This is a genomic window from Variovorax sp. CF079, from assembly GCF_900101545.1.
Taxonomy (GTDB): domain Bacteria; phylum Pseudomonadota; class Gammaproteobacteria; order Burkholderiales; family Burkholderiaceae_C; genus Variovorax.
The window spans coordinates 59,176-81,247 of record NZ_FMZU01000010.1; the positions used below are offsets into that span (position 1 = coordinate 59,176).

At 64.3% G+C, this 22,072-nt stretch carries 25 protein-coding genes and 1 pseudogene; 10 read left to right on the plus strand and 16 right to left on the minus strand.

Annotated features, from left to right (window positions below):
* Positions 1 to 146 precede the first annotated feature (146 nt).
* Entirely contained in the window at positions 147 to 425 is a 279-nt protein-coding gene (locus BLS74_RS14840) for a hypothetical protein (RefSeq protein WP_093107480.1), read from the plus strand.
* A gap of 44 nt (positions 426 to 469) precedes the next feature.
* Here BLS74_RS14840 and BLS74_RS14845 read toward each other — a convergent pair whose 3' ends face one another.
* The 7 genes from BLS74_RS14845 to BLS74_RS14870 all read right to left on the minus strand — a co-directional run bounded on the left by BLS74_RS14845 (position 470) and on the right by BLS74_RS14870 (position 5,842).
* On the minus strand, positions 470 to 1,273 hold the full coding sequence (locus BLS74_RS14845) for a hypothetical protein (RefSeq protein ID WP_093107482.1): 804 nt from the start codon (positions 1,271 to 1,273) through the stop codon (positions 470 to 472).
* A 21-nt stretch (positions 1,274 to 1,294) separates the two neighbouring features.
* Positions 1,295 to 2,572, minus strand: a complete 1,278-nt coding sequence (locus BLS74_RS14850) for a S8 family peptidase (protein ID WP_093107484.1) — start codon at positions 2,570 to 2,572, stop codon at positions 1,295 to 1,297.
* A gap of 252 nt (positions 2,573 to 2,824) precedes the next feature.
* Entirely contained in the window at positions 2,825 to 4,093 is a 1,269-nt protein-coding gene (locus tag BLS74_RS14855; protein ID WP_093107486.1) for a type II toxin-antitoxin system HipA family toxin, read from the minus strand.
* Positions 4,094 to 4,097: 4 nt separating this feature from the next.
* Positions 4,098 to 4,787: a helix-turn-helix domain-containing protein gene (locus BLS74_RS14860; protein ID WP_093107488.1), complete on the minus strand. Its 690-nt coding sequence runs from the start codon at positions 4,785 to 4,787 to the stop codon at positions 4,098 to 4,100.
* A 184-nt stretch (positions 4,788 to 4,971) separates the two neighbouring features.
* Positions 4,972 to 5,166, minus strand: coding sequence for a hypothetical protein (locus BLS74_RS33845; RefSeq protein ID WP_139191692.1), 195 nt, complete (start codon positions 5,164 to 5,166; stop codon positions 4,972 to 4,974).
* Complete coding sequence (locus BLS74_RS14865) at positions 5,163 to 5,531, minus strand: helix-turn-helix domain-containing protein (RefSeq protein WP_093107490.1); 369 nt, start codon at positions 5,529 to 5,531, stop codon at positions 5,163 to 5,165. The genes BLS74_RS33845 and BLS74_RS14865 overlap by 4 nt, the downstream gene beginning before the upstream one ends.
* Complete coding sequence (locus BLS74_RS14870) at positions 5,528 to 5,842, minus strand: hypothetical protein (protein ID WP_093107492.1); 315 nt, start codon at positions 5,840 to 5,842, stop codon at positions 5,528 to 5,530. Before BLS74_RS14870 ends, BLS74_RS14865 begins: the two co-directional genes overlap by 4 nt.
* Before the next feature lie 192 nt (positions 5,843 to 6,034).
* On the opposite strand from BLS74_RS14870, the gene BLS74_RS14875 reads away from it, so the two are divergent.
* Positions 6,035 to 6,631 (plus strand): DUF6088 family protein, encoded by a 597-nt coding sequence (locus BLS74_RS14875; protein WP_093107494.1) that lies wholly within the window; start codon positions 6,035 to 6,037, stop codon positions 6,629 to 6,631.
* Positions 6,624 to 7,634 carry a nucleotidyl transferase AbiEii/AbiGii toxin family protein gene (locus BLS74_RS14880; RefSeq protein WP_093107496.1) on the plus strand — a complete coding sequence of 337 codons (1,011 nt, stop codon included), beginning with the start codon at positions 6,624 to 6,626 and terminating at the stop codon, positions 7,632 to 7,634. Before BLS74_RS14875 ends, BLS74_RS14880 begins: the two co-directional genes overlap by 8 nt.
* A 237-nt stretch (positions 7,635 to 7,871) precedes the next feature.
* Here the strand turns inward: BLS74_RS14880 and BLS74_RS14885 are convergent, their stop codons facing one another.
* Positions 7,872 to 8,456, minus strand: coding sequence for a TetR/AcrR family transcriptional regulator (locus BLS74_RS14885; RefSeq protein ID WP_093107840.1), 585 nt, complete (start codon positions 8,454 to 8,456; stop codon positions 7,872 to 7,874).
* A gap of 132 nt (positions 8,457 to 8,588) precedes the next feature.
* Here BLS74_RS14885 and BLS74_RS14890 point away from each other — a divergent pair, with 132 nt between their 5' ends.
* From BLS74_RS14890 to BLS74_RS14920, 7 genes and pseudogenes are all read left to right on the plus strand, one after another.
* Positions 8,589 to 9,434 (plus strand): alpha/beta fold hydrolase, encoded by an 846-nt coding sequence (locus tag BLS74_RS14890; protein WP_093107498.1) that lies wholly within the window; start codon positions 8,589 to 8,591, stop codon positions 9,432 to 9,434.
* A 53-nt stretch (positions 9,435 to 9,487) separates the two neighbouring features.
* Positions 9,488 to 10,582 (plus strand): alkene reductase, encoded by a 1,095-nt coding sequence (locus tag BLS74_RS14895; RefSeq protein WP_093107500.1) that lies wholly within the window; start codon positions 9,488 to 9,490, stop codon positions 10,580 to 10,582.
* 60 nt (positions 10,583 to 10,642) lie between these two features.
* Positions 10,643 to 11,431: an SDR family NAD(P)-dependent oxidoreductase gene (locus BLS74_RS14900; protein WP_093107502.1), complete on the plus strand. Its 789-nt coding sequence runs from the start codon at positions 10,643 to 10,645 to the stop codon at positions 11,429 to 11,431.
* A gap of 239 nt (positions 11,432 to 11,670) precedes the next feature.
* The gene (locus BLS74_RS14905; protein ID WP_244503883.1) at positions 11,671 to 12,570 is read left to right on the plus strand and encodes an enoyl-CoA hydratase/isomerase family protein; all 900 of its coding nucleotides are present in this window, start codon (positions 11,671 to 11,673) and stop codon (positions 12,568 to 12,570) included.
* Positions 12,571 to 12,723: 153 nt separating this feature from the next.
* Positions 12,724 to 13,710, plus strand: a complete 987-nt coding sequence (locus BLS74_RS14910; protein WP_093107505.1) for an acrylyl-CoA reductase (NADPH) — start codon at positions 12,724 to 12,726, stop codon at positions 13,708 to 13,710.
* Between the two features lie 99 nt (positions 13,711 to 13,809).
* Positions 13,810 to 14,639: pseudogene (locus BLS74_RS14915) on the plus strand (alpha/beta hydrolase).
* Between the two features lie 50 nt (positions 14,640 to 14,689).
* Positions 14,690 to 15,526 carry a sulfatase family protein gene (locus BLS74_RS14920; protein WP_280142633.1) on the plus strand — a complete coding sequence of 279 codons (837 nt, stop codon included), beginning with the start codon at positions 14,690 to 14,692 and terminating at the stop codon, positions 15,524 to 15,526.
* Between the two features lie 352 nt (positions 15,527 to 15,878).
* On the opposite strand, the gene BLS74_RS14925 is transcribed toward BLS74_RS14920, so the two are convergent.
* The 8 genes from BLS74_RS14925 to guaB all read right to left on the minus strand — a co-directional run bounded on the left by BLS74_RS14925 (position 15,879) and on the right by guaB (position 21,967).
* Positions 15,879 to 16,163, minus strand: coding sequence for a type II toxin-antitoxin system RelE/ParE family toxin (locus BLS74_RS14925; protein ID WP_093107509.1), 285 nt, complete (start codon positions 16,161 to 16,163; stop codon positions 15,879 to 15,881).
* Positions 16,160 to 16,453 carry an antitoxin of toxin-antitoxin stability system gene (locus BLS74_RS14930; RefSeq protein WP_093107511.1) on the minus strand — a complete coding sequence of 98 codons (294 nt, stop codon included), beginning with the start codon at positions 16,451 to 16,453 and terminating at the stop codon, positions 16,160 to 16,162. The genes BLS74_RS14925 and BLS74_RS14930 overlap by 4 nt, the downstream gene beginning before the upstream one ends.
* Before the next feature lie 127 nt (positions 16,454 to 16,580).
* Positions 16,581 to 17,579, minus strand: a complete 999-nt coding sequence (locus BLS74_RS14935) for a DEAD/DEAH box helicase (RefSeq protein ID WP_244503885.1) — start codon at positions 17,577 to 17,579, stop codon at positions 16,581 to 16,583.
* On the minus strand, positions 17,479 to 18,039 hold the full coding sequence (locus BLS74_RS35090; RefSeq protein ID WP_244503886.1) for a TOTE conflict system archaeo-eukaryotic primase domain-containing protein: 561 nt from the start codon (positions 18,037 to 18,039) through the stop codon (positions 17,479 to 17,481). The genes BLS74_RS14935 and BLS74_RS35090 overlap by 101 nt, the downstream gene beginning before the upstream one ends.
* Positions 18,017 to 18,565, minus strand: coding sequence for a hypothetical protein (locus tag BLS74_RS14940; protein WP_093107513.1), 549 nt, complete (start codon positions 18,563 to 18,565; stop codon positions 18,017 to 18,019). Before BLS74_RS14940 ends, BLS74_RS35090 begins: the two co-directional genes overlap by 23 nt.
* 2 nt (positions 18,566 to 18,567) lie before the next feature.
* Positions 18,568 to 18,720 (minus strand): hypothetical protein, encoded by a 153-nt coding sequence (locus tag BLS74_RS34390; protein ID WP_170855607.1) that lies wholly within the window; start codon positions 18,718 to 18,720, stop codon positions 18,568 to 18,570.
* A 153-nt stretch (positions 18,721 to 18,873) separates the two neighbouring features.
* The gene (gene guaA, locus BLS74_RS14945) at positions 18,874 to 20,487 is read right to left on the minus strand and encodes a glutamine-hydrolyzing GMP synthase (RefSeq protein ID WP_093107515.1); all 1,614 of its coding nucleotides are present in this window, start codon (positions 20,485 to 20,487) and stop codon (positions 18,874 to 18,876) included.
* 10 nt (positions 20,488 to 20,497) lie between these two features.
* On the minus strand, positions 20,498 to 21,967 hold the full coding sequence (gene guaB, locus BLS74_RS14950; RefSeq protein ID WP_093107517.1) for an IMP dehydrogenase: 1,470 nt from the start codon (positions 21,965 to 21,967) through the stop codon (positions 20,498 to 20,500).
* Positions 21,968 to 22,072: the final 105 nt, after the last annotated feature.

Below are 22,072 nucleotides of genomic sequence, written 5' to 3' on the forward strand. Positions count from 1 at the left end.
ACCAATGATCTACCCCACCCTTCGAAGACACGCGACTCGCGGCATGGTTGCGCGCTGCAGGTCCAGGTCAAAGCCAGCTCGAGCAACCCGACTATTCTTGGCGGGGATAGCATGGATCCGCCAGCCCCGCCAATCAGATCGCCGCGATGAAACACCCTCTCGAACCGCGCACGGCCTCAGTGCTCACCCGCTTGGCTGTCAGGCATCCAAAGCTGAAGCTCCAGTTCATCGTCACGCTCGCGCCCGGCGCGAAAGCGGCCGATGTCGTGCCGTTTGTAGCGACGCAAGAGATCGAAGTGATCCGCATGGTCGCCGGCGAGATGACGGCACGCCAGGTACTGGACCTGGCGGCGCATCCGATGGTGGAGTGCATCGAGTACGACGGACTGGCCGAGGCGCTCGAAGCGTTCGCTGACGGCGGCTGAGCCCGTCGCTCTTCCCATCGCGTCGTTACAGTGCCTGCATGGGCTCAAGGTCCGGCGCCGTTGCTCTGAGCCTCGACGAGTCGGCCCTGCTCGCTGCGCGCAAGCCTCCGATAGGCGCTGCGATCGCGGCCATGCGCGATGTGCCATTGCAGCAACTCGTTGTGCAGCACGTGGGCCGTGCTGCCGTCGCGCGGAAGTATCTCGGGATCGACGCGACGGGCGGCGCGGGCGACAAAATTCACCTGAGCGACGGTGTCGCCGGCGCGCACATGCAGCGATCCTTCGGCAGGCCGCAGCAACACCAGGTTCACTGGATGCGCGTACCAGTCGGTCTCGACCAGGCCGACGTGCATTGCCACCGGCACCGGACGGTTGATCGGCTGGCCGAAGAAGCTGTCCACCTGCGGCGGCGTGCGCAGCAACCAGGGCAGGTGCAACTTGAACAGGTGCGCCTGGTCTTCACGATCGAAGAAACTCAATCCGGGATGCACCGGGCGTATCTCGCGGCGCTGCCCTTGCTCGTCGTCGAAAGGCAAGGCGTCGAAGGTGAACGCATTGCCTGTGAAGCGGCTTGACGGCCGGTCGCACACGTAGAACGTCCGTCGGTCGCCGGCGACATCGGCCGCGGGTGGCGGCCTGAAGGCGCGCGCGAGCGGCGGCACCTCAGCCGGCAGGCACAGGCCGAAGTCGAACGGCGCAGGCACCAGCAGGCCGAGCCCGGCGGCCGCGGTAAACGGCAGGCACTGCTCCTGCACGCCGTAGCCTGGGCGTCCAGGTGACCGGGAGGCCGCCTGCGCGCGCCGCGGCAGCGGCGCGTCGGGCACCAGCGGAAGGATCAGCACCTGCATCGGCTGCTGCGTCGCCGCGCCTCAGGGCCGCAACTGAATCGCTGGCGCCGGCACCACCGCCAGTGCGGCCTGGTCCACGTCGACGCGGCCGTAGCCGTACTGCGGGTCCCAGCCCGGGTTGCCGAGGTTGTCGGCGCTCGCCCCGAGCAGGTTCCATATCTGCACGTTGGTGGCGAATCGGTGCGCGCCCCAGATCACTGCCGCAGCGCCGGCGACATGCGGGCAGGCCATGCTGGTGCCGCTCTTCTGCCCGTAGCCGCCACCGGGCACGGTGGACAGCACCTGCACGCCCGGCGCGCAGATCTCGACCTCCGGCCCGCGGCTGCTGAACGGCGCGATGACGTTGTTGCTGTCGATCGCCGAGACCGCGACCACATTCCTGTAGCGCCCCGGAAAGCCCACCGAAGTCGGCTGGCCGGCCGGCGGCGGTCCGGCGTTGCCGGCTGCCGCGACCAGCAGCACACCGGCGTTGAACGCGGCGTTGCAGATCGCTTCAAGCGCCGCTGGCGCGCTGCTCGCGCCCAGACTCATGCTGACGATCTGCATCTTGTTCTGGATCGCCCAGTTGATGCCGGCGATGATCCAGCTGAACTGGCCGCTGCCGCTGTTGGCCAGTACCTTGATCCCATAGAGCCAGGCCTCAGGTGCCACACCGACGACGCCGGCGCCGTTGATCACCGCAGCGATGGTGCCTGAGCAGTGCGTGCCGTGGCTGTTGCCGTCCATCGCCGTTTCGCCCGGCACGAAGCTGATCGCGCTGCGCACGTTCGGCCGCAGATCCGGATGGTTCCAATCGATGCCGGTGTCGAGCACCGCGACCTTGATGCCGCGACCGCGCGAGCAACCCCAGGCCGGCACCGCCTGGATCTGCGAGACGCCGATCGGCACCGTCTCGGCCTGCACCGACGGCTGCCCCTCGAACACCAAGTTCTGCAGCGGGAGCGCATAGGCCCAGCCGTCGTCTTCGACCGCGGAGACGTCGGGGTTGCTCTTCAGCGCCTTGATCTCGCTATCTGACAGCTTCAACGTGACGATCGGTGCCTCGTAGAGGTTGATGTCGAAGCCGATGCTGTCGCTCTCGATCGATGTCGGCAGGCCCGGGGCGCCGACGGTGAACGCGTCGGCGCCGGCGACGTCGTAGATGAAAAGGTTGCCGGCGCGTGGACAGCTCGAGGCAAGGATCTCCATCTTGTCGGCCGACTTGTTGCGCCGCGTCTCCTTCGGCTTGAAGGTCACGATGACCGACTTGCGCGCGTCGCCGTCAGAGGACGACGCTGTACTCCTCTTGGTCTTTGCCATGGTCAGGTACTCCTCGGGTGGTTCTTCACGGTGGCGCTCGGGGTAAGACGCCTCAAGTCAGGTTAGTCGGCCGTTCGGGTGTGCGCGTCCACAAGACGATGGAGACACCCATCCATGGGCTGAAGGAAGCACTGCGCAGCGCAGCCACTATTCTTGAATCAATCGTTTGGATACTGTTGAGGGCGCGATCCAATAGTCCTCAGTAGATGCCAATGATCCCCCGAGCGCGCATTTTTTAAAGGGCTGGGCTGATCAGCCAGCGAGCTGGAACGCTGGAGCCATTCGCTCCTGCTCTCGAGCACGAACTTTCAGGCTGTCGGCGATCTTGGGCCACTGCTTCACCACGGCCTGGCTGCGCGACACCATCTCGTCGGCCAGCTTCTTGGAGACCCGAAAGTATGGCGCCACCGAACGCGCCAGATCGAGATCCATCGCGTTGTCGGCCTCGCTGACGTTGAGCTTCAGGCCTTGCGCCTCGGGCACAGGATTCATGTCGTAGGCATTGGACAGGCGCCAGCCCTTGCCGGGCACGAGGATGAAGCCGTGGTTGCGCAGGTGATCGTCGGTGTTGGAGACCAGCATGTTGAACACGATGCGCGACCACAGCTCGCGCAAATCGGCGACAGTGTGCGCGCCGTGATCGATCAGCACGCGGGCGATCTCCAGATAGCTCGCACCTGTCGATGCATCGTCGCCATCCAAGCGGCCGGTGAGCGTCATCGCCGAGGCGAAGTGAAGCCTGCCGTCTGACGTACGGTCGAAGCGCTTCACCAGGAAGGTGTGGTGCGGGCTCGCGAATTTGCGTGCGAGGCTTTGTGGCACGGCGAGGCCGCAGCCCTTCGCGAGGGTCTGCACCACCAGTTCCCAGGCGCCCACGTCGTGCTCGTCGCGTAGGCTGGGGAATTTGGCAATCCACAACTGCCCCTGTGGATCGACCACGCTGGCCTTGGGCCGCGCACCGCCGAGCGAGCCGCCGGGTGCGATCAGCATGCGCAGCCAGTCGTCGCCCGCCGCAGAGGTGTTGTCCTCATCGCGCTCCAGCGCCAGGCTGGCCGCTTCCAGTTCGCGCAGCTGCACGAATGGCGGCGCTGCCGCGCCGTGCTGGTTGTCCAGAAAATCGCCGGCGTCATCAAGTCGCAAGCGCAGCGCCCCGGAACGATAGGCGTCGTGCACGCCCAGCAGGTAGTCCGATTCATGCAGGCGCACGGCCTTGCCCACCTGCCCTGCCCGCTGCGCGCGCTCTAGCCGGCGGCGCATCAGCAACCTGCCCCAACGATCCGGGCTCGCATCGGCGAACACCCCGAAGGTCTCGTGACCCTGGGGCGGGTGCTGCCGGCCCTCGAAGAGGCCCAGCCGGGGATCCAGGTGCAAGTTCCCGGCGGCGGGGTGGGCCAGCGCCGCGGCGTCGAACTCAAACTCGAAAACTTCCCGGCCTGCTCCGCGCCTGGCATGCAGCCACCCCAGCCGTAGCGGCTCTGCGAGGCCGACCCAGTCCGCATAGACGGCGATGGTCGCTGCCATGGGCTCAACGCCCTTTCTTCAGCGACACCGAGGGGTCGATCAAGCCAGCAAGTGCATCGGCGCTGGCGAAGCCGCTCTTCTTGATCCAGTCCCGCGCGTCCTCAGAAGGCTTGAGCAGCTTCTTGATTTGCCTGTTGGGGGCATCCCGCCGGTCCACGGCTTCACGCAGGTGCGCGGACGGCATGGCGGCCAGTGCCTTGCGCATCTGTGTTTCCGGCAGTGCTTCAAGTGCCTTGCGCATCTGCTCGCTGGGCAGGGAATCGAATAGCTTGCGCAGTTGTTCTTGCGGTGAGCTTTCGATGGCATGGCGAAGCTCCGCCGCGGCGCCAGCAACCGGCACCGGCGTCTTGGCCGTCGCCGGCCGTTTGGCTGACGGCGACAAGCTCGGTCGTGTTGTCTTGGTGTGCGCGGGCAGCTGCGCATCCTGGAGCTCGCGACCCACAGGGTCGGCCTTACCGAGCAAGTCGAGGTCTTTTTCGATGCCCAGCACTTGCATGACGGCGAGGTAGGCACCCATGGTCACCCCCGACCCGCCGCGCTCCAGGCTGCGCAGCGTCATGGGCGCCATCCCGGCTCGCTCGGCAACCTGCTTGGCCGAGAGCCGCCGGCGCAGCCGCGCCAGGCGCAGGCGGCCGCCGAACTGACGTAGCAGTTCATCGGTGGCTGGGAGCAAAGGGGCTGTCTTCTTGGCCATGAAGCCGATATTCTAGGTGTTTTTGGCAAAAACAGCCATAATATTTACATATCTTCCAAAACAAGATCACATCTTTTTTAAGAAGAAGCAATATGCTGGCATTATTTTCAGAAAAACGCTACAATTATGGCATCTAGTAGGCTGGACCTCAGGCCCCAGTCTGCGGCGGCTGTCGTGGGCGTCTCTACAAGATGGTGCTTTCGCCAGCCTGATCGGCGGCGCGGACTGCGACGTTGTGCGCCTCGCACAAGCCATAGATGCAGGTGGGACTCTTGAGATCCACGCCCGCCTTCACGCGCGCCGCGATTGAAGCCTGCATGCCTTGCATCACCAGGGCTTTTCGCCCCGCGGCCGACGTGTTCGAGAGCTGAGCACTCATTTGCTCCCCCCTCCCTCTTCGGCATCCGAGCTGCGCATCGACGCCAGCAGTCGCAGCAGTCGGTCCAGGTCGTCTGGCTTCAGCTTGCTCAATTCGCGTGCGGCAAGCTGAAGTCGCGGGTCATTCATCTCGAGCTGTTCGGCTGTTTCGCCCAGCAGCCATGAAACGGTGACATCGTAGGTCTCTGCAAATTTCATCAGTTCTTCTGCAGAAACACGGCGATTGCCGGCCTCGATCTCAGAAACCGTCGGCCGATGCATCTGCAGCAACTTGGCCACCTGGCCCTGCGACAGACCGGCTGCCTTTCTGGCCTCTCGCAGGCGTTCGGCGATCGCCGAGCGGTGGGTGTCCGGGCCGTCCGTCATTGCGCGTTCGCCTGCATGGGTTCAACCACGGCTTGCGCTTCTACGAGCGCAACGACCTTTGCAACGATCTCGTCGATCGTCAGCGCAATACTGGAATCGTCCTGCCGGAAGATGTTCACATCATTGGCGATGTTGATGCCGAGCTTCGCGCCCAGCATGCCAATGGCGACGGGCCATATCTTGCTGTCGAACTTCGGCAGTTCCTCGATGGGCTTCGTCGCGCCGCCAAGTGGCGGGCACTCAAGCTCGCTCGTGGCTTGTATGTTCTGCAGCACTTCCACCAGGGTCGTCTGAATCAAAGCGGCATCCATTTGGACCTCCATGTGGGCCATTACGGTCGGTAAGAATGTCTTACCAAGTCTTTTAGACCTCCGCAAGCGCACCGTGGAGATTGCGCTGGAATTCGCGGTCCGTAGCGGTGAGCGGCGACGCACGCTGGCGGCAAGCGACTTGAAAACTGTCAGAAATTACGTCATACTTCTACCACTCCAAGAGTTGCCGCCATGCAGACCCTCGCCAAACTAGTTCTAGAGCACGCCGCCGGGTTGCCGGAGGGCACGCCTTTGGTCGCGAAGGAACTGCTGCATCTGGGGAACCGGGCCGCTGTGGACCAGGTTCTGTCCCGCCTCGTGCAACGCGGCGCCCTGCTGCGCGCGGGCCGCGGCATCTATGTCCTGCCGGTCGAGAGCCGCTTCGGTTCCCGTGCGCCCTCGACCGCCAAGATGGTCGAGGGGCTGGCCAGTCAGCGCGGGGAAACCATCGTGTCGCATGGTGCGTCCGCCGCCAACGCGCTCGGGCTCACGACTCAGGTGCCGATGCGGTCCGTCTATCTGACGTCCGGCCCCAGCCGCCGCTTGAAGCTGGGCGCCCAGACCGTGGAGTTGCGGCATGCGCCGGTGTGGCAACTGATCTTTGCTGGCCGCGCTGCCGGCGATGTGGTGCGAGCGCTGGCATGGTTGGGGCCTGAAAAGGCCGGCGCTGCGCTGCGGGCGCTGCGCGCCAAACTGCCGCCGGCCGAGATGAAAGAAGTGGCGTCGGCACGGGCGCGCCTGCCGACCTGGATGGCGCAGGAGGTGAGCGCGCTGATACCGCATGGCTGAGTTCTTCGAGCTCTCCGCCGACGAGCGCTTGGAGGCCCTTGCCCAGGCCGCCAATGCGTCCGGGCGCCCTCCTCACCTCCTGGAAAAGGACGTTTGGGTGGTGTGGTCCTTGCGGCACCTCTTCACCGCGCCCTATGCGCCGCATCTTGTCTTCAAGGGTGGCACCTCCCTGTCGAAGGCCTATGGCGTCATCCAGCGGTTCTCCGAGGACGTGGACCTCACCTACGACATCCGCGCCATCGCTGGTGATCTGATCGGCGATGCGGGCACGCCGCTCCCGGCCAGCAAGAGCCAGGAGAAGAAGTGGAGCAAGGAGATCCGCGCCCGCTTGGCTGATTGGGTGGCCACCGATGTCGTTCCGCGGCTCCAGCAAGACCTTGGGCAGCGTGGCCTGCCCGCCACGGTCCGGGCCGAAGGCGACAAGGTGTTCATCGACTACACGCCCTTGACCTCGGGAACGGGATATGTCTCGTCGGCAATCATGCTTGAATTTGGCGCGCGATCCACCGGCGAGCCTTGCGAACTGCGCTCCGTTCACTGCGATGCAGCCGCACACCTGCGGAGCGTTGAGTTTCCCGAAGCGACGCCACAGGTGATGCGTGCCGAGCGGACCTTCTGGGAAAAAGCTACCGCGATTCACGTCTTCTGCGCGCAAGGTGCCTTTCGAGGCGGGGATAGGTTCGCCCGCCATTGGCACGACGTGACCCGGCTGGATGCCGCCGGCTTCGCCGACTCGGCGATTGCAGACACGGCGCTGGCGAGCGCGGTGGCCGATCACAAGAGCATCTTCTTCGCGGAGAAGAACCTAGATGGTGGACCGATCGACTACCACGCCGCAGTCGCGGGCGGTCTTCGCCTCGTTCCCGACGACGGCGCCTTAGCCAAGTTGGCCGCCGACTACCAGCACATGGTTGACGATGGCTTGTTCCTCGATGAGGTCGAGTCGTTCGACACCCTTCTCCAACACTGCCAGACCATTCAAGAGAAGGCGAACGCCGCTTGACGCGCTACCTACGACGCGCTTGTACAGAGAACGCTCCGCCCCTCACTCCCACTCCATCGTCAACAGGCCGTCCAAACCCGCATGGTCCAAGGACTTGGCTGTGACCGACATGGATCTTTACCGTCGCTTTTACCGTCAGAAGCGATTTCATGCTCGACCATGGGGGCCTCCTGAAACGGGTGCAGAGAGGTCAAAGATCAGGCACGTCGTGGTCGCGTCCGCACACGGAGTCGTGAGCTACGCATCAAGGGGAGCCGATAGCCTCGACAGCACTGCCGCACGGCAGACATCCAGAATTTCATCGGCGAGTGGCGAGTCGTCAGGACATGCCCGCGACAGCACTATTGCGCCGATCATCTGCGCAAGGACGTCGATGCGCCTGGCGCGCAGGTCGCCTTCCCGTTTGCCGTCCTCGGGCGCGCCGTCCTGGTTTGCCAGGGCCTCTAGCAGGCTTTCAACGCCGGTCGCAAAAGCCGTCTTGATCGACTCCGGCTGACGCGCAGCGTCTCCACATAGCGCGGCCATCGTGCAACCTTCACCCCGAGCGTCGCGGTGCTCTCGGGACAGGTATCGCTTGACGACTTCCACCGCATCGACCCCTTCGGCTTTGGCGGCCGACTGCGCAAAACCACAGGTCGCCGCTTCCGCCAGCAGGTCGGCCTTGGACGGGAAGTGTTTATAGAACCCACCATGGGTAAAGCCGGCGACCGCCATCAAGTCCGCAATCCCGACCCCGTCGTAGCCACGCTCGCGAAACAGCGCAGAGGCCGTCTCGACGATGCGCGCCCGGTTCGCCTGCGCCTGCGCTTTGGTGACTTTCATGTCCAGGATCTCTCTAGATGCGCCATCGGTGAAGTCGTGAATATACATTGATGTCAATCATCATCAAAGTCCTTGACAATAAAGATGATGATCGACATCATTAAGCCGACTTACCTTGGAAGGCTTCCGGAAATGAGCGACACCCACCTGACCGCCCCCACCCGCTTCGTCGAAGTGGATGGCGACAAATTCGCCTATCGCCGCTGGGGCAACACCTCCGGCGAACAACCCCCTCTGTTCTTCGTCCAGCATTTCCGCGGCGGCCTGGACCATTGGGATCCTCAGTTGACAGATGGTCTGGCCGCAGGCCGCGAAGTCATCCTCTACAACGGTCGCGGTATTGCCTCCTCGACCGGCTCGCCCCGCAACCGGATCGAAGACATGGCAGACGACATCGCCCTGGTGATCCGGGCGCTGGGTCTGTCCCAGGTCGATCTGCTTGGCTTCTCGATCGGGGGCTTCCAGGTGCAGGAGGTCGTACTGCGTCACCCGCAACTGGTTCGCAAGCTTCTTCTGCTCGGCACCGGACTGCGCGGCGGCGATCCGAAGATGGAGCCCAGGGTGCTCGAAGTCGCGCCGAATCCCGTGCCGACAGCGGATGACTTCCTCTACCTGTTCTTCGGCCGCTCGGAGGCTGCGAAGCAGGCGGGTCTGGCCTTCTGGGAGCGCCGCCACCAGCGCGTCGAGCAGGATCCGCCCAGTTCCATGGAGGTCGCTCAAGCCCAGGCCGAGGCGCACGCCGCTTACCTGCAGCCGTTGCCGGGTGCGAATCCCTATGCCTTCCTGAACGCCGTCACGCAGCCGACCCTGGTGCTCAACGGCGTCCACGACATCATGATCCCCACGATCAACTCCTGGCATCTGTCGCAGAACATTCCCAACGCGCAGCTGTTGATCTACCCCGACGCCGGACACGGCGCGCAGTTCCAGTATCCCGAGCGCTTCCTCCGACACGCGATCCAGTTCCTGGAGGAGTGATGTCGTCGCGCGTCCCCTTTCCCGCCCGATCAACGACGACACAGCAAACCGACATGACCGACAAAACGCTCTTCGAGCCCTACACACTTGGCTCACTCAAACTATCCAACCGCATCGTGATGGCGCCGCTGACGCGCAATCGTGCGGGTGCGGGTCTGATCCCCAGCGAGCACGCCGCCACCTACTACGGCCAACGCGCCTCGGCGGGCCTCATCATCACCGAGGCCACCCAGATCTCGGCCGATGCCCAGGGCTACCAGGACACCCCCGGCCTCTACACGCAGCCGCAGATCGACGGCTGGCGCAGGGTGACCGACGCCGTTCACGCCAAGGGCGGGCGGATCTTCGTCCAGTTGTGGCACGTGGGCCGCATCTCCCACGTCGACCTGCGGCCTGGTGGCACCGCGCCGGTGGCGCCCTCTGCCATCCGCGCCGCGACCAAGACGTTCGTCAACAATGGTTTTCACGATGTCTCCGAGCCACGCGCCCTGGCGTTGGATGAGATTCCAGGCATCGTCGAGGATTTCCGCCAGGCAGCGGCCAATGCGATCGCCGCGGGCTTCCACGGCGTCGAAGTCCACGGCGCCAACGGCTACCTGCTGGAACAGTTCATCAAGGACGGTGCCAATACCCGCACGGACGCGTACGGTGGCTCCATCGAGAACCGCGCGCGCCTGCTGCTTGAAGTCACCGCCGCTGTGGCGACGGAAATCGGTGCTGAACGCACCGGCGTGCGCCTCTCGCCCGTATCAACAGCCGGCGCCATTTCCTGCAGCGATCCTCAGCCGCAGTACGACTACATCGCAGACAAGCTCGATGCGCTGGGCATCGTCTATCTGCATGTGGTCGAAGGCGCTACCGGTGGTTCGCGCGATGCCGCACCGTTCGACTTCGATTCGATGCGCAATCGCTTCAAGAAAACCTACCTGGCCAACAACGGTTACAGCCCCGAGCTGGCCAACGCCCGCCTGATCGAGGGGAAGGCCGACCTGTTCGCCTTCGGCCGCCCGTTCATCGGCAACCCCGATCTGGTCGAAAGGCTGGAGATCGGCGCTCCCCTCGCCGCACTCAATCCAGCCACGCTCTATGGCGGTGGCGCCCAGGGCTACACCGACTATCCGACCCTCGCCGATTCCAGCGCCCGATAGTCGTTTTTCCATGCTGCACATCGCGGCATCAACCCACCTTTTTGACCAAGAGAAAATCACATGACCTCTCATTCCGCTGTTCTCATCACAGGCGCCTCGACCGGCATCGGCGCCATTTATGCCGACCGCTTCGCACGCCGCGGCCACGACCTTGTGCTGGTGGCACGCGACAAGGTGCGCCTGGAAAAGCTCGCTGCGCGCCTGCGTGCGGAAACCGGCGCCGCCGTCGATATCCTCCCGGCCGACTTGACCCAGTCCGGCGATCTGGCCGTAGTCGAGGCGCGCCTGCGCGAGGACGCCAGGATCGAAACCCTGATCAACAACGCCGGGGCCGCGCTGTCCGGTCCCTTCATCGACCAATCGACAGACGATGTCGCCCGCCTGGTCAACCTCAACACCACCGCGCTGGTCAGACTGGCCAGTGCCATCGCCCCGCGCCTCGCGCAGGCCGGCAAAGGCGCGATCGTCAACATCGGCTCGGTGGTCGGCCTGGCGCCCGAGTTCGGCATGTCGGTCTACGGCGCGACCAAGGCCTTCGTGCTGTTCCTGTCCCAGGGCCTGAGCCTGGAGCTCACGCCCAAGGGTGTCTACGTGCAGGCGGTGTTGCCTGCCGGCACCCGTACCGAGATTTGGGAGCGCGCGGGCATCGATATCAGTGCAATGCCTGATTTGATGCACGTGGATGAGCTGGTGGATGCCGCGCTGGCCGGATTCGACCGCCGTGAACTCGTGACCATCCCGCCGCTGCATGATGCCGCGCGCTGGGAGGTGCTGAACACGGCACGTCAGGCCCTGATCGCGGACATCCGGCAGGCGCATGTGGCAGAGCGCTATCGGGCCACGTCTTGAAGCGCCGAGCCCGAACATCTGCAGCAGATCTTCCCCGACTCGGGACACGGCAACTCGTCACTCGCAACTCGTAACTCACAAGTAGCGCAGCGTGTCCACGATGTATTTCTCAGTGCCCGTACCTTGAACCGGTACTTTTCCAAGAGGTTTCCCTCATGAGGACAATATGTAGAACGCAGCCCTCGGACCAGGGCGTATCGCGCCGGGACTTCGTTGCCTCGGCTGTGGCCGTGACAGCCGTGGCACTTCCCGCCGCATTGCCACCATCAGCCTCCGCGCAGGGTACGCCCCGGTCGAGCGCCGACCTCGCCACAGGCACACAGTCACCGTTGGTGAAATTGCACAAGCGCACTCCGCAGCTCTGGCAGGTCACGATCGCCAACCCGCCCTTCAACCTCGTGGTGCCGGAGATGGTGTCGGCTCTGCATGCCGTGGTGAAGGACATGGACCGCGACCCCGAGGTCAAGGTCATTGTGTTCAGGAGCGACATCGATGGGTACTTCATCAACCACTTCGACCTGAGCAAGGCACAGGATTTCCCGATCGAGTCGACTCAACCGCCCTTGCCGACCTGGACCGATCTGGTGCTGCGACTGAGCAAGTCGCCGGTCATCAGCATCGCCAGCATCCGCGGCCGGACGCGAGGTGGCGGCAATGAGTTCGCGCTGGCATGTGACCTGCGGTACGCGAGTCTCGAAAAGGCGCTGTTTGGCCAGCCCGAGGTGGGTTCGGGCATCTTGCCGGGCGGGGGCGGGACCGAGAGATTGCCGCGGCTCGTCGGACGAGATCGTGCATTGGAAGTCATCCTCAGCAGCCAGGACTACGCCGCTGACGATGCAGAGCGCTTGGGCATGGTGACCCGTGCACTGCCTGACAACGAACTCGACCCGTTCGTCAACGCGCTCGCCACTCGCCTGTCCGGTTTTGACAAGCAATCGCTGGCCGGCGCCAAGGCCCAGGTCAATCGCGCAACGCTTCCGCCCGACGCGGATCTCCTGGCCGCCTATGCGGAGTACAGCCAGTCGCTGGCATGGCCTGGTTTCCGCGCCCGCCGCCCGAGGATGGGCAAGCTTGCTGCCGAGCACGGACCCGCCGAGCTCGAACGACGACTCGGGCACTACATCGGCCTGGCGAACTGAACGCACCGCGAGAGGGGACCTGCGGGACGATCGTGGCTTCTTGCGCCAGTCATCAACGATGTTCGAACACGTTGAGAAGCATCGCGGAGGACATGAGGGCAACGGCCGGAGCATTGGCCGAACTTCTACGTCGACTGAAACGAGACCAAATTCATGAACTTCAAAGCACTGCTGGCAACCAAGAACGGCGAAACGACCTCGATCGCGCTTGTCGATTTCGGTGAACGAGACCTGATGCCGGGCGACGTCACCGTCGCGGTCGAGTATTCGACGGTGAATTACAAGGACGCGATGGCGCTCAGTGGCCGGTCACCGGTCATTCGCCAGTTTCCGCTGATTCCGGGCATCGACTTTGCCGGTGTCGTCGAGTCGTCGACCTATCCCAGCCTCGCAGCCGGCGACCGTGTGCTGGCGACCGGCTGGGGACTGAGTCAGACGCACCACGGTGGCTTCGCGCAGAAGGCGCGGGTGAGCGGTGATTGGCTGGTCAGGATCCCGGAAGTCTTTTCGACCCGGGATGCCATGGCCATCGGCACCGCCGGGTTCACCGCCATGTTGTCCGTGCTCGCACTCGAGCATGGCGGCCTGACGCCCGAGCGTGGCGACATCCTGGTGACCGGCGCCAATGGCGGTGCCGGCTCCGTGGCGATCGCATTGCTGTCGGGCTTGGGCTATCGCGTGATCGCGTCGACCGGTCGCCTCGACGAAGCCGCCTACCTGCGTGCATTGGGCGCGGCGGACGTCATCGACCGCCACGCCCTGTCCGAAGCGGGTGCACCGATCGGCAAGGAGCAATGGGCCGGGGCCATCGATTCGGTCGGCAGCCATACGCTGGCGAACGTCCTGGCGCAGACCCGGTATCGCGGCGTGGTCGCGGCCTTCGGTCTTGCACAGGGCGCGGATCTGCCGGCATCCGTCCTGCCCTTCATCCTGCGCAACGTCACCCTCGCCGGTATCGACTCGGTCAATGCGCCGCAGCCTGTGCGGCTGCAGGCGTGGTCGCGTCTGGCCAGCGACCTGGATCTGGACAAGCTTGCACGGACCACCAAGGTGATTGGCCTGGCAGAGGTGCCTGAAGTCGCCAGCCGAATACTCGCGGGGAAGGTTCAGGGGCGCACCATCGTCGATGTGAACGCCTGACCGCCAACGTGATGGCGCTTGACTCCCCTCGATTCGCCGCGCCACACCAAGCACCTTGAAGAGATTATGACCCCTACCGACAAGCACCCAGGATCGCGCATGCCCTACATCGACGCCCTCAACCGATCGATCGATGTCGACGGGACTTCATTTGCGTACCGTGACCTGGGGCCGCGCGGCGGCGTACCGCTGGTTCTCCTCAACCACTGGGGCGCGGTCCTCGACAATTTCGACCCGCGTATCGTCGATGGGCTTTCCCGCAGGCATCGCATCATCGCCATCGACTACCGGGGGATCGGCGCTTCGGGCGGAACGGCACCTGTCACCATCGATGCAATGGCACGGGACGCGATCGCACTGATCCACGCACTGGGTTTCGAGAAGGTCGACCTGCTCGGCTTCTCCCTCGGAGGATTCGTGGCGCAGGACATCGTGCTGAAAGCGCCCGGCCTGGTGCGCCGACTCATCCTGACCGGTACGGGGCCGGCAGGCGGCAAAGGCATCGACGATGTCGGAGCGGTCTCCTGGCCGCTGATGGCCAAGGGCTTGTTGACGCTGCGCGATCCCAAGACCTACCTGGCCTTCACCTCCACGGCCAATGGCCGCCAAGCCGCGAAAGCCTTCCTGGAACGACTGAAGGAGCGCAAGGCGGATCGGGACAAGGGGCCGACGCCCAGTGCCTCCTGCGGCAGCTGAAGGCAATCAAGGCCTGGGGCCGGCAGGAGCCCCAGGATCTGGGCGGCATCCGCATCCCTGTGCTGATCGCCAATGGCGACAACGACATCATGGTGCCCACCGTGAACAGTCATGACTTGGCGCGTCGCATTCCTGGCTCACAACTGGTCATCTACAAAGATGCCGGGCATGGCGGGATTTTCCAGTATCACGGCGAGTTCGTGCCCGAGGCGCTGGCCTTCCTCAATGACTGAACGGCCGCATCCTTGGCGACCGACTCCAGGCCGCCGTTCCCGACCGCACCCTGCGATGTCGAGCTGGCTATCTCACCGACTTGCTGAGCCGGCGCGCCGTCGACTTCGTTGAACGGCAAGCCGCAGACAGGCCCTTCTTGCTAAGCCTGCACTACAGTGCGCCACACTGGCCTTGGCTCACACGCGACGACGCCGATGAAGCGTTGCGCATCGCGGGCGTGGGCAAACATCTGGATGGTGGATCAATCGCCACCTACCAGCGCATGATCCATCACATGGACGAAGGCATCGGATGGGTTCTCGATGCTCTGGCCCGCAAGGATGCCGCAGACAACACACTCGTTGTCTTCACCAGCGACAACGGAGGCGAGCGCTTCTCCAACAACTGGCCTTTCGTGGGTCAGAAAATGGACTTGCTCGAAGGCGGCATCCGCGTGCCCCTGATCGCACGCTGGCCGGCGCGCATCGCGTCATCCGCCTTGCACAACGTACCCAACCTGACGATGGACTGGACGGCCACGATGCTCGACGCTGCCGGCGTCGCAGCACATCCGGACTACCCGCTCGATGGCAAGAGCATGCTATCAGCGCTGGACGATCCTCACGCGCATATGCCGCGCGATTTGTTCTGGCGCATGAAACATCGTACCCAGCGCGCGGTGATTCGCGGCGACTGGAAATGGCTGAGTATTGAAGGAAACGAGTTCCTCTTCAACCTCGGTCACGACGCACGGGAGCGCGCCAATCTCAAGAACCGTTATCCCACGATGGCCAATGAGCTCCGAAGTGCGTGGCAAGCTTGGGATGGCAGCATGCCATCCATCCCGCCCGACGCTCAGGCTCACGTAGTCTTTACGGAACGGGAAATTCCGAGGGCGAGCTTTTAGTCGATTGCCTCTGCGTTGACCTTACGTGCGGCAAGAGGGCACGAGTGAGCAGGGGCTGTCGACGATTCTGCAGCCGTGTCGAATGTACGGACATCGGCCTTGTATCGTGTGTCACGAACAATCACAGCGCTGCGGCGGCTTGAGTTTGTCGTTGGACGGCAGAACCACTTCGCTTGGTCGAACCCGGCTACGGTGCGCCCAGGAACTCTGCATACGCCACAGTACCCCTCACTCCCACTCGATGATTTCCGATGGCTGGAAACCCGCATGAGCACTGCCTTTCGTAGTCCGAGTCATCGTGCTTTACCGTCACTTCTACCGTCAAAAACCGAGCGCTTTTGCTGGCATCCGATCACGACCGGGCCGGCGGCCACAGGCGAGCGGTATGCACCAAGGTCAAGATCCAGACGGTATCGGCCCGCACCTCATAGACCAGCCGATAGCTCTCGTGTGGGATCAACTCGCGGGTGCCCGGGATCTGTCCGGCCCGTCCCAGCAGGGGGTGCTCGGCCAGCCGGCCGACAGCTGCCGAGAAAATCTCATCCATGCGGATAGCGGCGAGCGGGTTGTCCTGAGCGATGAAGTCGACGATGTCAGCGCGGTCTTGCTCAGCGGACAAGGTCCACAGGACCCTCATGCGTCAGGGCCGCCGGCTTTGGCCCGCAGTGCAGTGCGACGGGCAGCAACGCGGGCCTCGACATCGGCGTCACTGGTGTATTGACCGGACGCGATCTGCGCGCGCGCCGTGTCGACCTTGGCGCGCAGGAACGCGTCGTACTCACGGGCCTGCCGTTGACGCTCGACGAACTCGCGCATCAGTTCGCGCACCACCTGCGACGCCGGGCGGTGGCTAGCTTCGGCCTCGGCCATGAAGGCGTCGCGCAGCTCCGGCTCCAGCTTCATGGTGAACATGGCTTCTTTGGGCATGAGCAGCTCCGGAAACGTTGATATCAACGAAGTATATACAACGTCGATACTTCCTGCCACGCAGCGTCGCCGATAGCGGTCTGCCCGCTCGCTCCAATTCAAGCGCACCTGAATCTGCATCAGCGCATCAAAGCAGGCTTTCGTTCGGCACGGTGCCGGCCTCAATCCGATATCCCATCGCTCGGTAGCCGCGCTGACGCTTGTCCCACATACGCAGCAACGCCGGGTGGCCGGTGTCCACGAAGTCGATGATCTTCACGTCGGTCTTGCTGGCGTGCTCCCGGTGCAGGCGACCGGCGTACTGCTGCAGCGTGCCTTTCCAGGACACCGGCATGGCGAGAACCAGCATGTCCAGCGGCGGGTGGTCGAAGCCCTCGCCAACCAACTTGCCAGTCGCCAGGAGGACGCGCGGCGCGCCGGGCGCCAGTGCCTCAAGGCCTGCCACCAGCGCCGCACGCTGCCTTCTGGACATCCGGCCATGCAATACGAAGAGTTCCGACCCAAGGCCGCCGAGGGCTGCCTCGATCGCGTCGAGGTGTTCCGTGCGCTCTGTCAGAACCAGCACCTTGCGGCCCTGCACGAAGGCGTTGCGCACCTCGGTGGCAATGGCCTCGGTCCTGGCCTGATCGTTGGCAAGATGCCGGAAGACGTCCTGGATGCCGGCGTCCTTCGGCAGATCGATCCGGACATGGCAGGACCGCGGCACCACCTCCAGCTCGTGCGGCGCTCCGGCGGGCGTGGCCGCAGTGTGGCGGATCGGCCCGCACTGCATGAAGATGATCGGCTGCTGGCCGTCGCGTCGGATCGGGGTCGCCGTCAGGCCAAGCACATATTTGGCCTTGGTCCGCTTGAGGCTTGCGTCGAAGGAGACTGCACCGACATGATGACACTCGTCGACGACCACGTGGCCGTAGTCCTCGACCAGCGGGGTCACCTCCCCTTGGCGGGACAGGGACTGCATCACGGCAATGTCGATCCTGCCGGTCGGCTTGGCCTTGCCGCCGCCAATGGTGCCGACCACGCCCTTACCGACGCTGAGAAAGGCTTGCAGCCGCTCCTGCCACTGCTTCGCCAGCTCGGTGCGATGCACCAGCACCAGGGTGTTGACACCCCGGCGCGCGATCATCGCGGCGGCGGTGACCGGCCTCGTCGAAGTCGACGGCCAGGAAATGGCAGCTGTCGTCCTCCAACAGCGGATACACCCCGACCGTGTGCCCGCCGGCCAGGTGGTTGTAGATCACCGTGTCCGACAGCGGGACGAGCAGACGATTGCCGCAGTCTCCGCACTTGATGCGCGGCTTCTCGCACACACCGGCGCGCCACTCATTCGCGCAGGCCGGCGCGTAGCCAGACTTGCCCGTGGTCTTGCTTTGCCATCGGACGGGAAACACGTCGATACGGCCGCGGAAGAGCCGTCGGAAGATGGTGACCTTCTCGTCGATGGACAGTCTCGATGGCTCGAAGGGCGGTGGGGACGGCTGCTGCTGCGCCCGCCATTCGATGCCGTGCGATTCGAGCAGCGCGATCAGCCGGCCGTTCTCCGCGCGCAGCGTGGTGAGTTCATCACTGTCCGCCATCGAATCCATGCTCGACCAGCAGGTCGTCCATGTCGTCACCAACGCCGTAACCCAAGTTGTGGCCGAGGCGTCGGACAGCATCCAAGCGCCCCAGTAGTTCGGGCCGACGATCCTCGGGCAAGGTACCGATGATCGTCAAAGCCTGCGCAAACATCCGCGCCAGAGCGTCGAAGTAACCCTCGTCCTGCAAGCCGACGTCGTTGCTGAAGCCCGCCGCGCGCTCGCAGAAGAACAACATTAGCTCGGCCAGACCCCTCGGCTGGCCGACGGCCTTCTTGTAGTCTGCGATGGCTTTCTTTGCCTTGGCGACCGAGGTGTCCTGGTTCTTGAACACGTCCGGCCACAACCAGCGGTCGATGGTCGCCTTGTACGGCTTCAGCACATCGTCGCCGAGACCGAATCGGGAATGCAGGAAGGCCTGGTTTTCCTTGCTGGCGGCGTAGAGGTCTTGCACCAGGCCGATCAATCCCGCGCGGTCGAAGTCGGCGAGCTTGTCCTTGACGTCGCTCCAACTCGGCGCTTTCCTCGTAGCCATGCTCACGTGTTCTCCGGCGTCAGCAGGTCCTTGGCGGCATCCTCCAGTGCCAGCACGCGGCCTCGTTCTGCAGGAGCGAATGGCGGTAAAAAATCGGCGTCAATCCAGCAACGCTGGGATGCCGTCAAAAATACCGTCAGAAAGTAGCGCTGCATTCTTCGCTGATCACTTTCGGATGGGTTTTTGCTGCAACAAAAAGCCCAGATCTTTCAACAACTTAGAGTTTTCGAGAAGCACCATTGATGTCGTGCTCATGGACATCGAAACTCGATCTGAGTCATTGATTTATATAAGCATTACCGCACACCTCACTCCCACTCGATCGTCGCCGGTGGCTTGCTGCTCACGTCGTAGGTCACGCGGTTGATGCCTCGCACCTCGTTGATGATGCGACCCGAGACCTTCTTGAGCAGCGCATAGGGCAGCTCGGCCCAGTCGGCGGTCATGAAGTCGCTGGTCTGCACGGCGCGCAGCGCCACCACGTAGTCGTAGGTGCGGCCGTCGCCCATCACGCCCACGCTCTTGACCGGCAGGAACACGGTGAAGGCCTGGCTGGTCAGGTCGTACCAGCTCTTGCCGCTGGACGGGTCCTTGAAGTTGCGCAGCTCCTCGATGAAGATCGCGTCGGCGCGGCGCAGCAGCTCGGCGTATTCCTTCTTGACCTCGCCGAGGATGCGAACGCCCAGGCCCGGCCCGGGGAAAGGATGGCGGTACACCATCTCGGGCGGCAGGCCGAGCGCGACGCCGAGCTCGCGTACCTCGTCCTTGAACAGGTCGCGCAGCGGCTCCAGCAGCTTCAGGCCCAGCTGCTCGGGGAGGCCGCCCACGTTGTGGTGGCTCTTGATCGTGACGGCCTTCTTGCTCTTGGCTCCGCCGGACTCGATGACGTCGGGATAGATCGTGCCCTGGGCCAGCCACTTGGCGCCCTTGGCCCCGGCGCTGGTGAGCTTGGCCGCTTCCTGCTTGAAGACGGTGACGAATTCGCCGCCGATGATCTTGCGCTTGGCCTCCGGGTCGCTCACGCCGGCCAGCTTGCCGAGAAAGAGCTCGCTTGCATCGACGCGGATCACCTTGGCGTGCAGCTGGCCGACGAACATGTCCATCACCTTGTCGCCTTCGTCGAGGCGCAAGAGGCCATGGTCGACGAACACGCAGGTCAGCTGGTCGCCGATGGCGCGATGGATCAGCGCGGCGGCCACCGAGGAATCGACGCCGCCCGAGAGGCCGAGGATGACTTCCTCGTCGCCCACCTGCTTGCGGATCGCCTCTACCGCCTCGGCGATGTGGTCGCGCATCACCCAATCGGGCTTGGCGCCGCAGATGCCGAGCACGAAGCGTTCGAGGATCGCCTTGCCCTGCTGCGTGTGCGTGACTTCGGGGTGGAACTGCAGGGCGTAGAAATGCCGGTCTTCGTCGGCCATGCCGGCGATCGGGCAGCTCTCTGTCGAGGCCATCAGCTTGAAACCCGGCGGCAGCTCGGTGACCTTGTCGCCGTGGCTCATCCAGACGTTGAGCATGCCGTGGCCTTCGTCGGTCGTGAAGTCGGCGATGTCGCGCAGGAGCTCGGTGTGGCCGCGCGCGCGCACGGCGGCAAAGCCGAACTCGCGCTTGTGGCCGCCCTCGACCTTGCCGCCCAGCTGGTGCGCCATGGTCTGCATGCCGTAGCAGATGCCGAGCACCGGCACGCCGAGCTCGAACACCGCCTGCGGCGCCTTGTCGGTCGTCTCTTCGTAGACGCTTGCGTGACTACCGGAGAGGATGACGCCCTTCAGGCTGCCGTCCCTCGCGTACTCGCGCACCCATTCGTCGGTGACGTCGCAGGGATGGACTTCGGAGAGCACATGCGCTTCGCGCACGCGCCGTGCGATCAGCTGGGTGACCTGGGAGCCGAAATCGAGAATCAGGATTTTTTGGTGGTGCATGAGAGGCCGATCACTCCGCGCGGTAGTTGGGCGCTTCCTTGGTGATCTGCACGTCGTGCACGTGGCTTTCCCGAATGCCCGCGGTAGTGATCTCGACGAACTCGGCCTTGTTCTTCATGTCCTCGATAGTGGCGCAGCCGCAGTAGCCCATGCTGGCGCGCAAGCCGCCGGACATCTGGTAGACGATCGAGACCATCGAGCCCTTGTAGGGCACGCGGCCCTCGATTCCTTCGGGCACCAGCTTGTCCGCGTTCGGGTTGCCGGTGGTCGATTCCTGGAAGTAGCGGTCGGCGCTGCCCTGCTGCATGGCGCCGATCGAGCCCATGCCGCGATAGCTCTTGTAGCTGCGGCCCTGGAACAGCACGATCTCGCCCGGCGCCTCTTCAGTGCCGGCGAACATGCCGCCCATCATCACGGTGCTGGCGCCGGCGGCGATGGCCTTGGCGATGTCGCCCGAGTAGCGGATGCCGCCGTCGGCGATCAGCGGGATGCCGCTGCCCTGCAGCGCGGTGGCGACGTTGTCCACCGCCATGATCTGCGGCACGCCGACACCGGCCACGATGCGCGTGGTGCAGATGGAACCGGGGCCGATGCCGACCTTGACCGCGTCGGCGCCCGCATCGGCCAGCGCGCGGGCGGCATCGCCGGTGGCGATGTTGCCTCCGATCACGTCGACCTGCGGATAGTTCTTCTTGACCCAGCGCACGCGCTCGATCACGCCGGCGCTATGGCCGTGGGCGGTGTCGACCACGATCGCGTCGACGCCGGCCTTCACGAGCGCCTCGACGCGCTCCTCGGTGCCCTCGCCCACGCCGACCGCGGCGCCCACGCGCAGCCGGCCGCTGGCGTCGCGCGCGGCGTTCGGGAAACTGGTCTGCTTGGTGATGTCCTTGACGGTGATCAGGCCCTTGAGCTCCCAGGCGTTGTTGATGACCAGCAGGCGTTCGAGCTTGTGCTTGTTGAGCAGCGCCTTGGCCTCGGCGAGCGTGGTGCCGTCGGGCACGGTGATGAGCTTCTCGCGCGGCGTCATGATCTCGCTCACCGGCACGTCGTAGCGGCTCTCGAAGCGCAGGTCGCGCCCGGTCACGATGCCGACCACCTTGCCGCCGTCGAGGACCGGAAAGCCCGAGATGCCCAGTTCGTCGGACAGCTGCATGACCTGCAGCACGGTGTGCGTGGGCGTGATCACCACCGGATCCCGCAGCACGCCGGATTCGTAGCGCTTCACCTTGGCCACCTGCGCAGCCTGCTCGGCGGCGGTGAAGTTCTTGTGCACGATCCCGATGCCGCCCTCTTGCGCCATCGCGATGGCGAGGCGCGCTTCGGTCACGGTGTCCATCGCCGCGGAGACCAGCGGCAGGTTCAGTGTGATATTGCGGGAGAATCGGGTGGCGAGGGAGGTGTCCTTGGGCAGGACCTGAGAGAACGCTGGCACCAGCAACACGTCGTCGAAGGTGAGCGCTTTGCCGAGAAGGCGCATGGGTGAAGCTCCAAAAGACGGATTGTAACGATGGCTCGGTACTTACCCGGGCCAAAGGTGAATCGGCTTGCGGCACGAATACCGTTGTTACGTTGCAAAAACGCC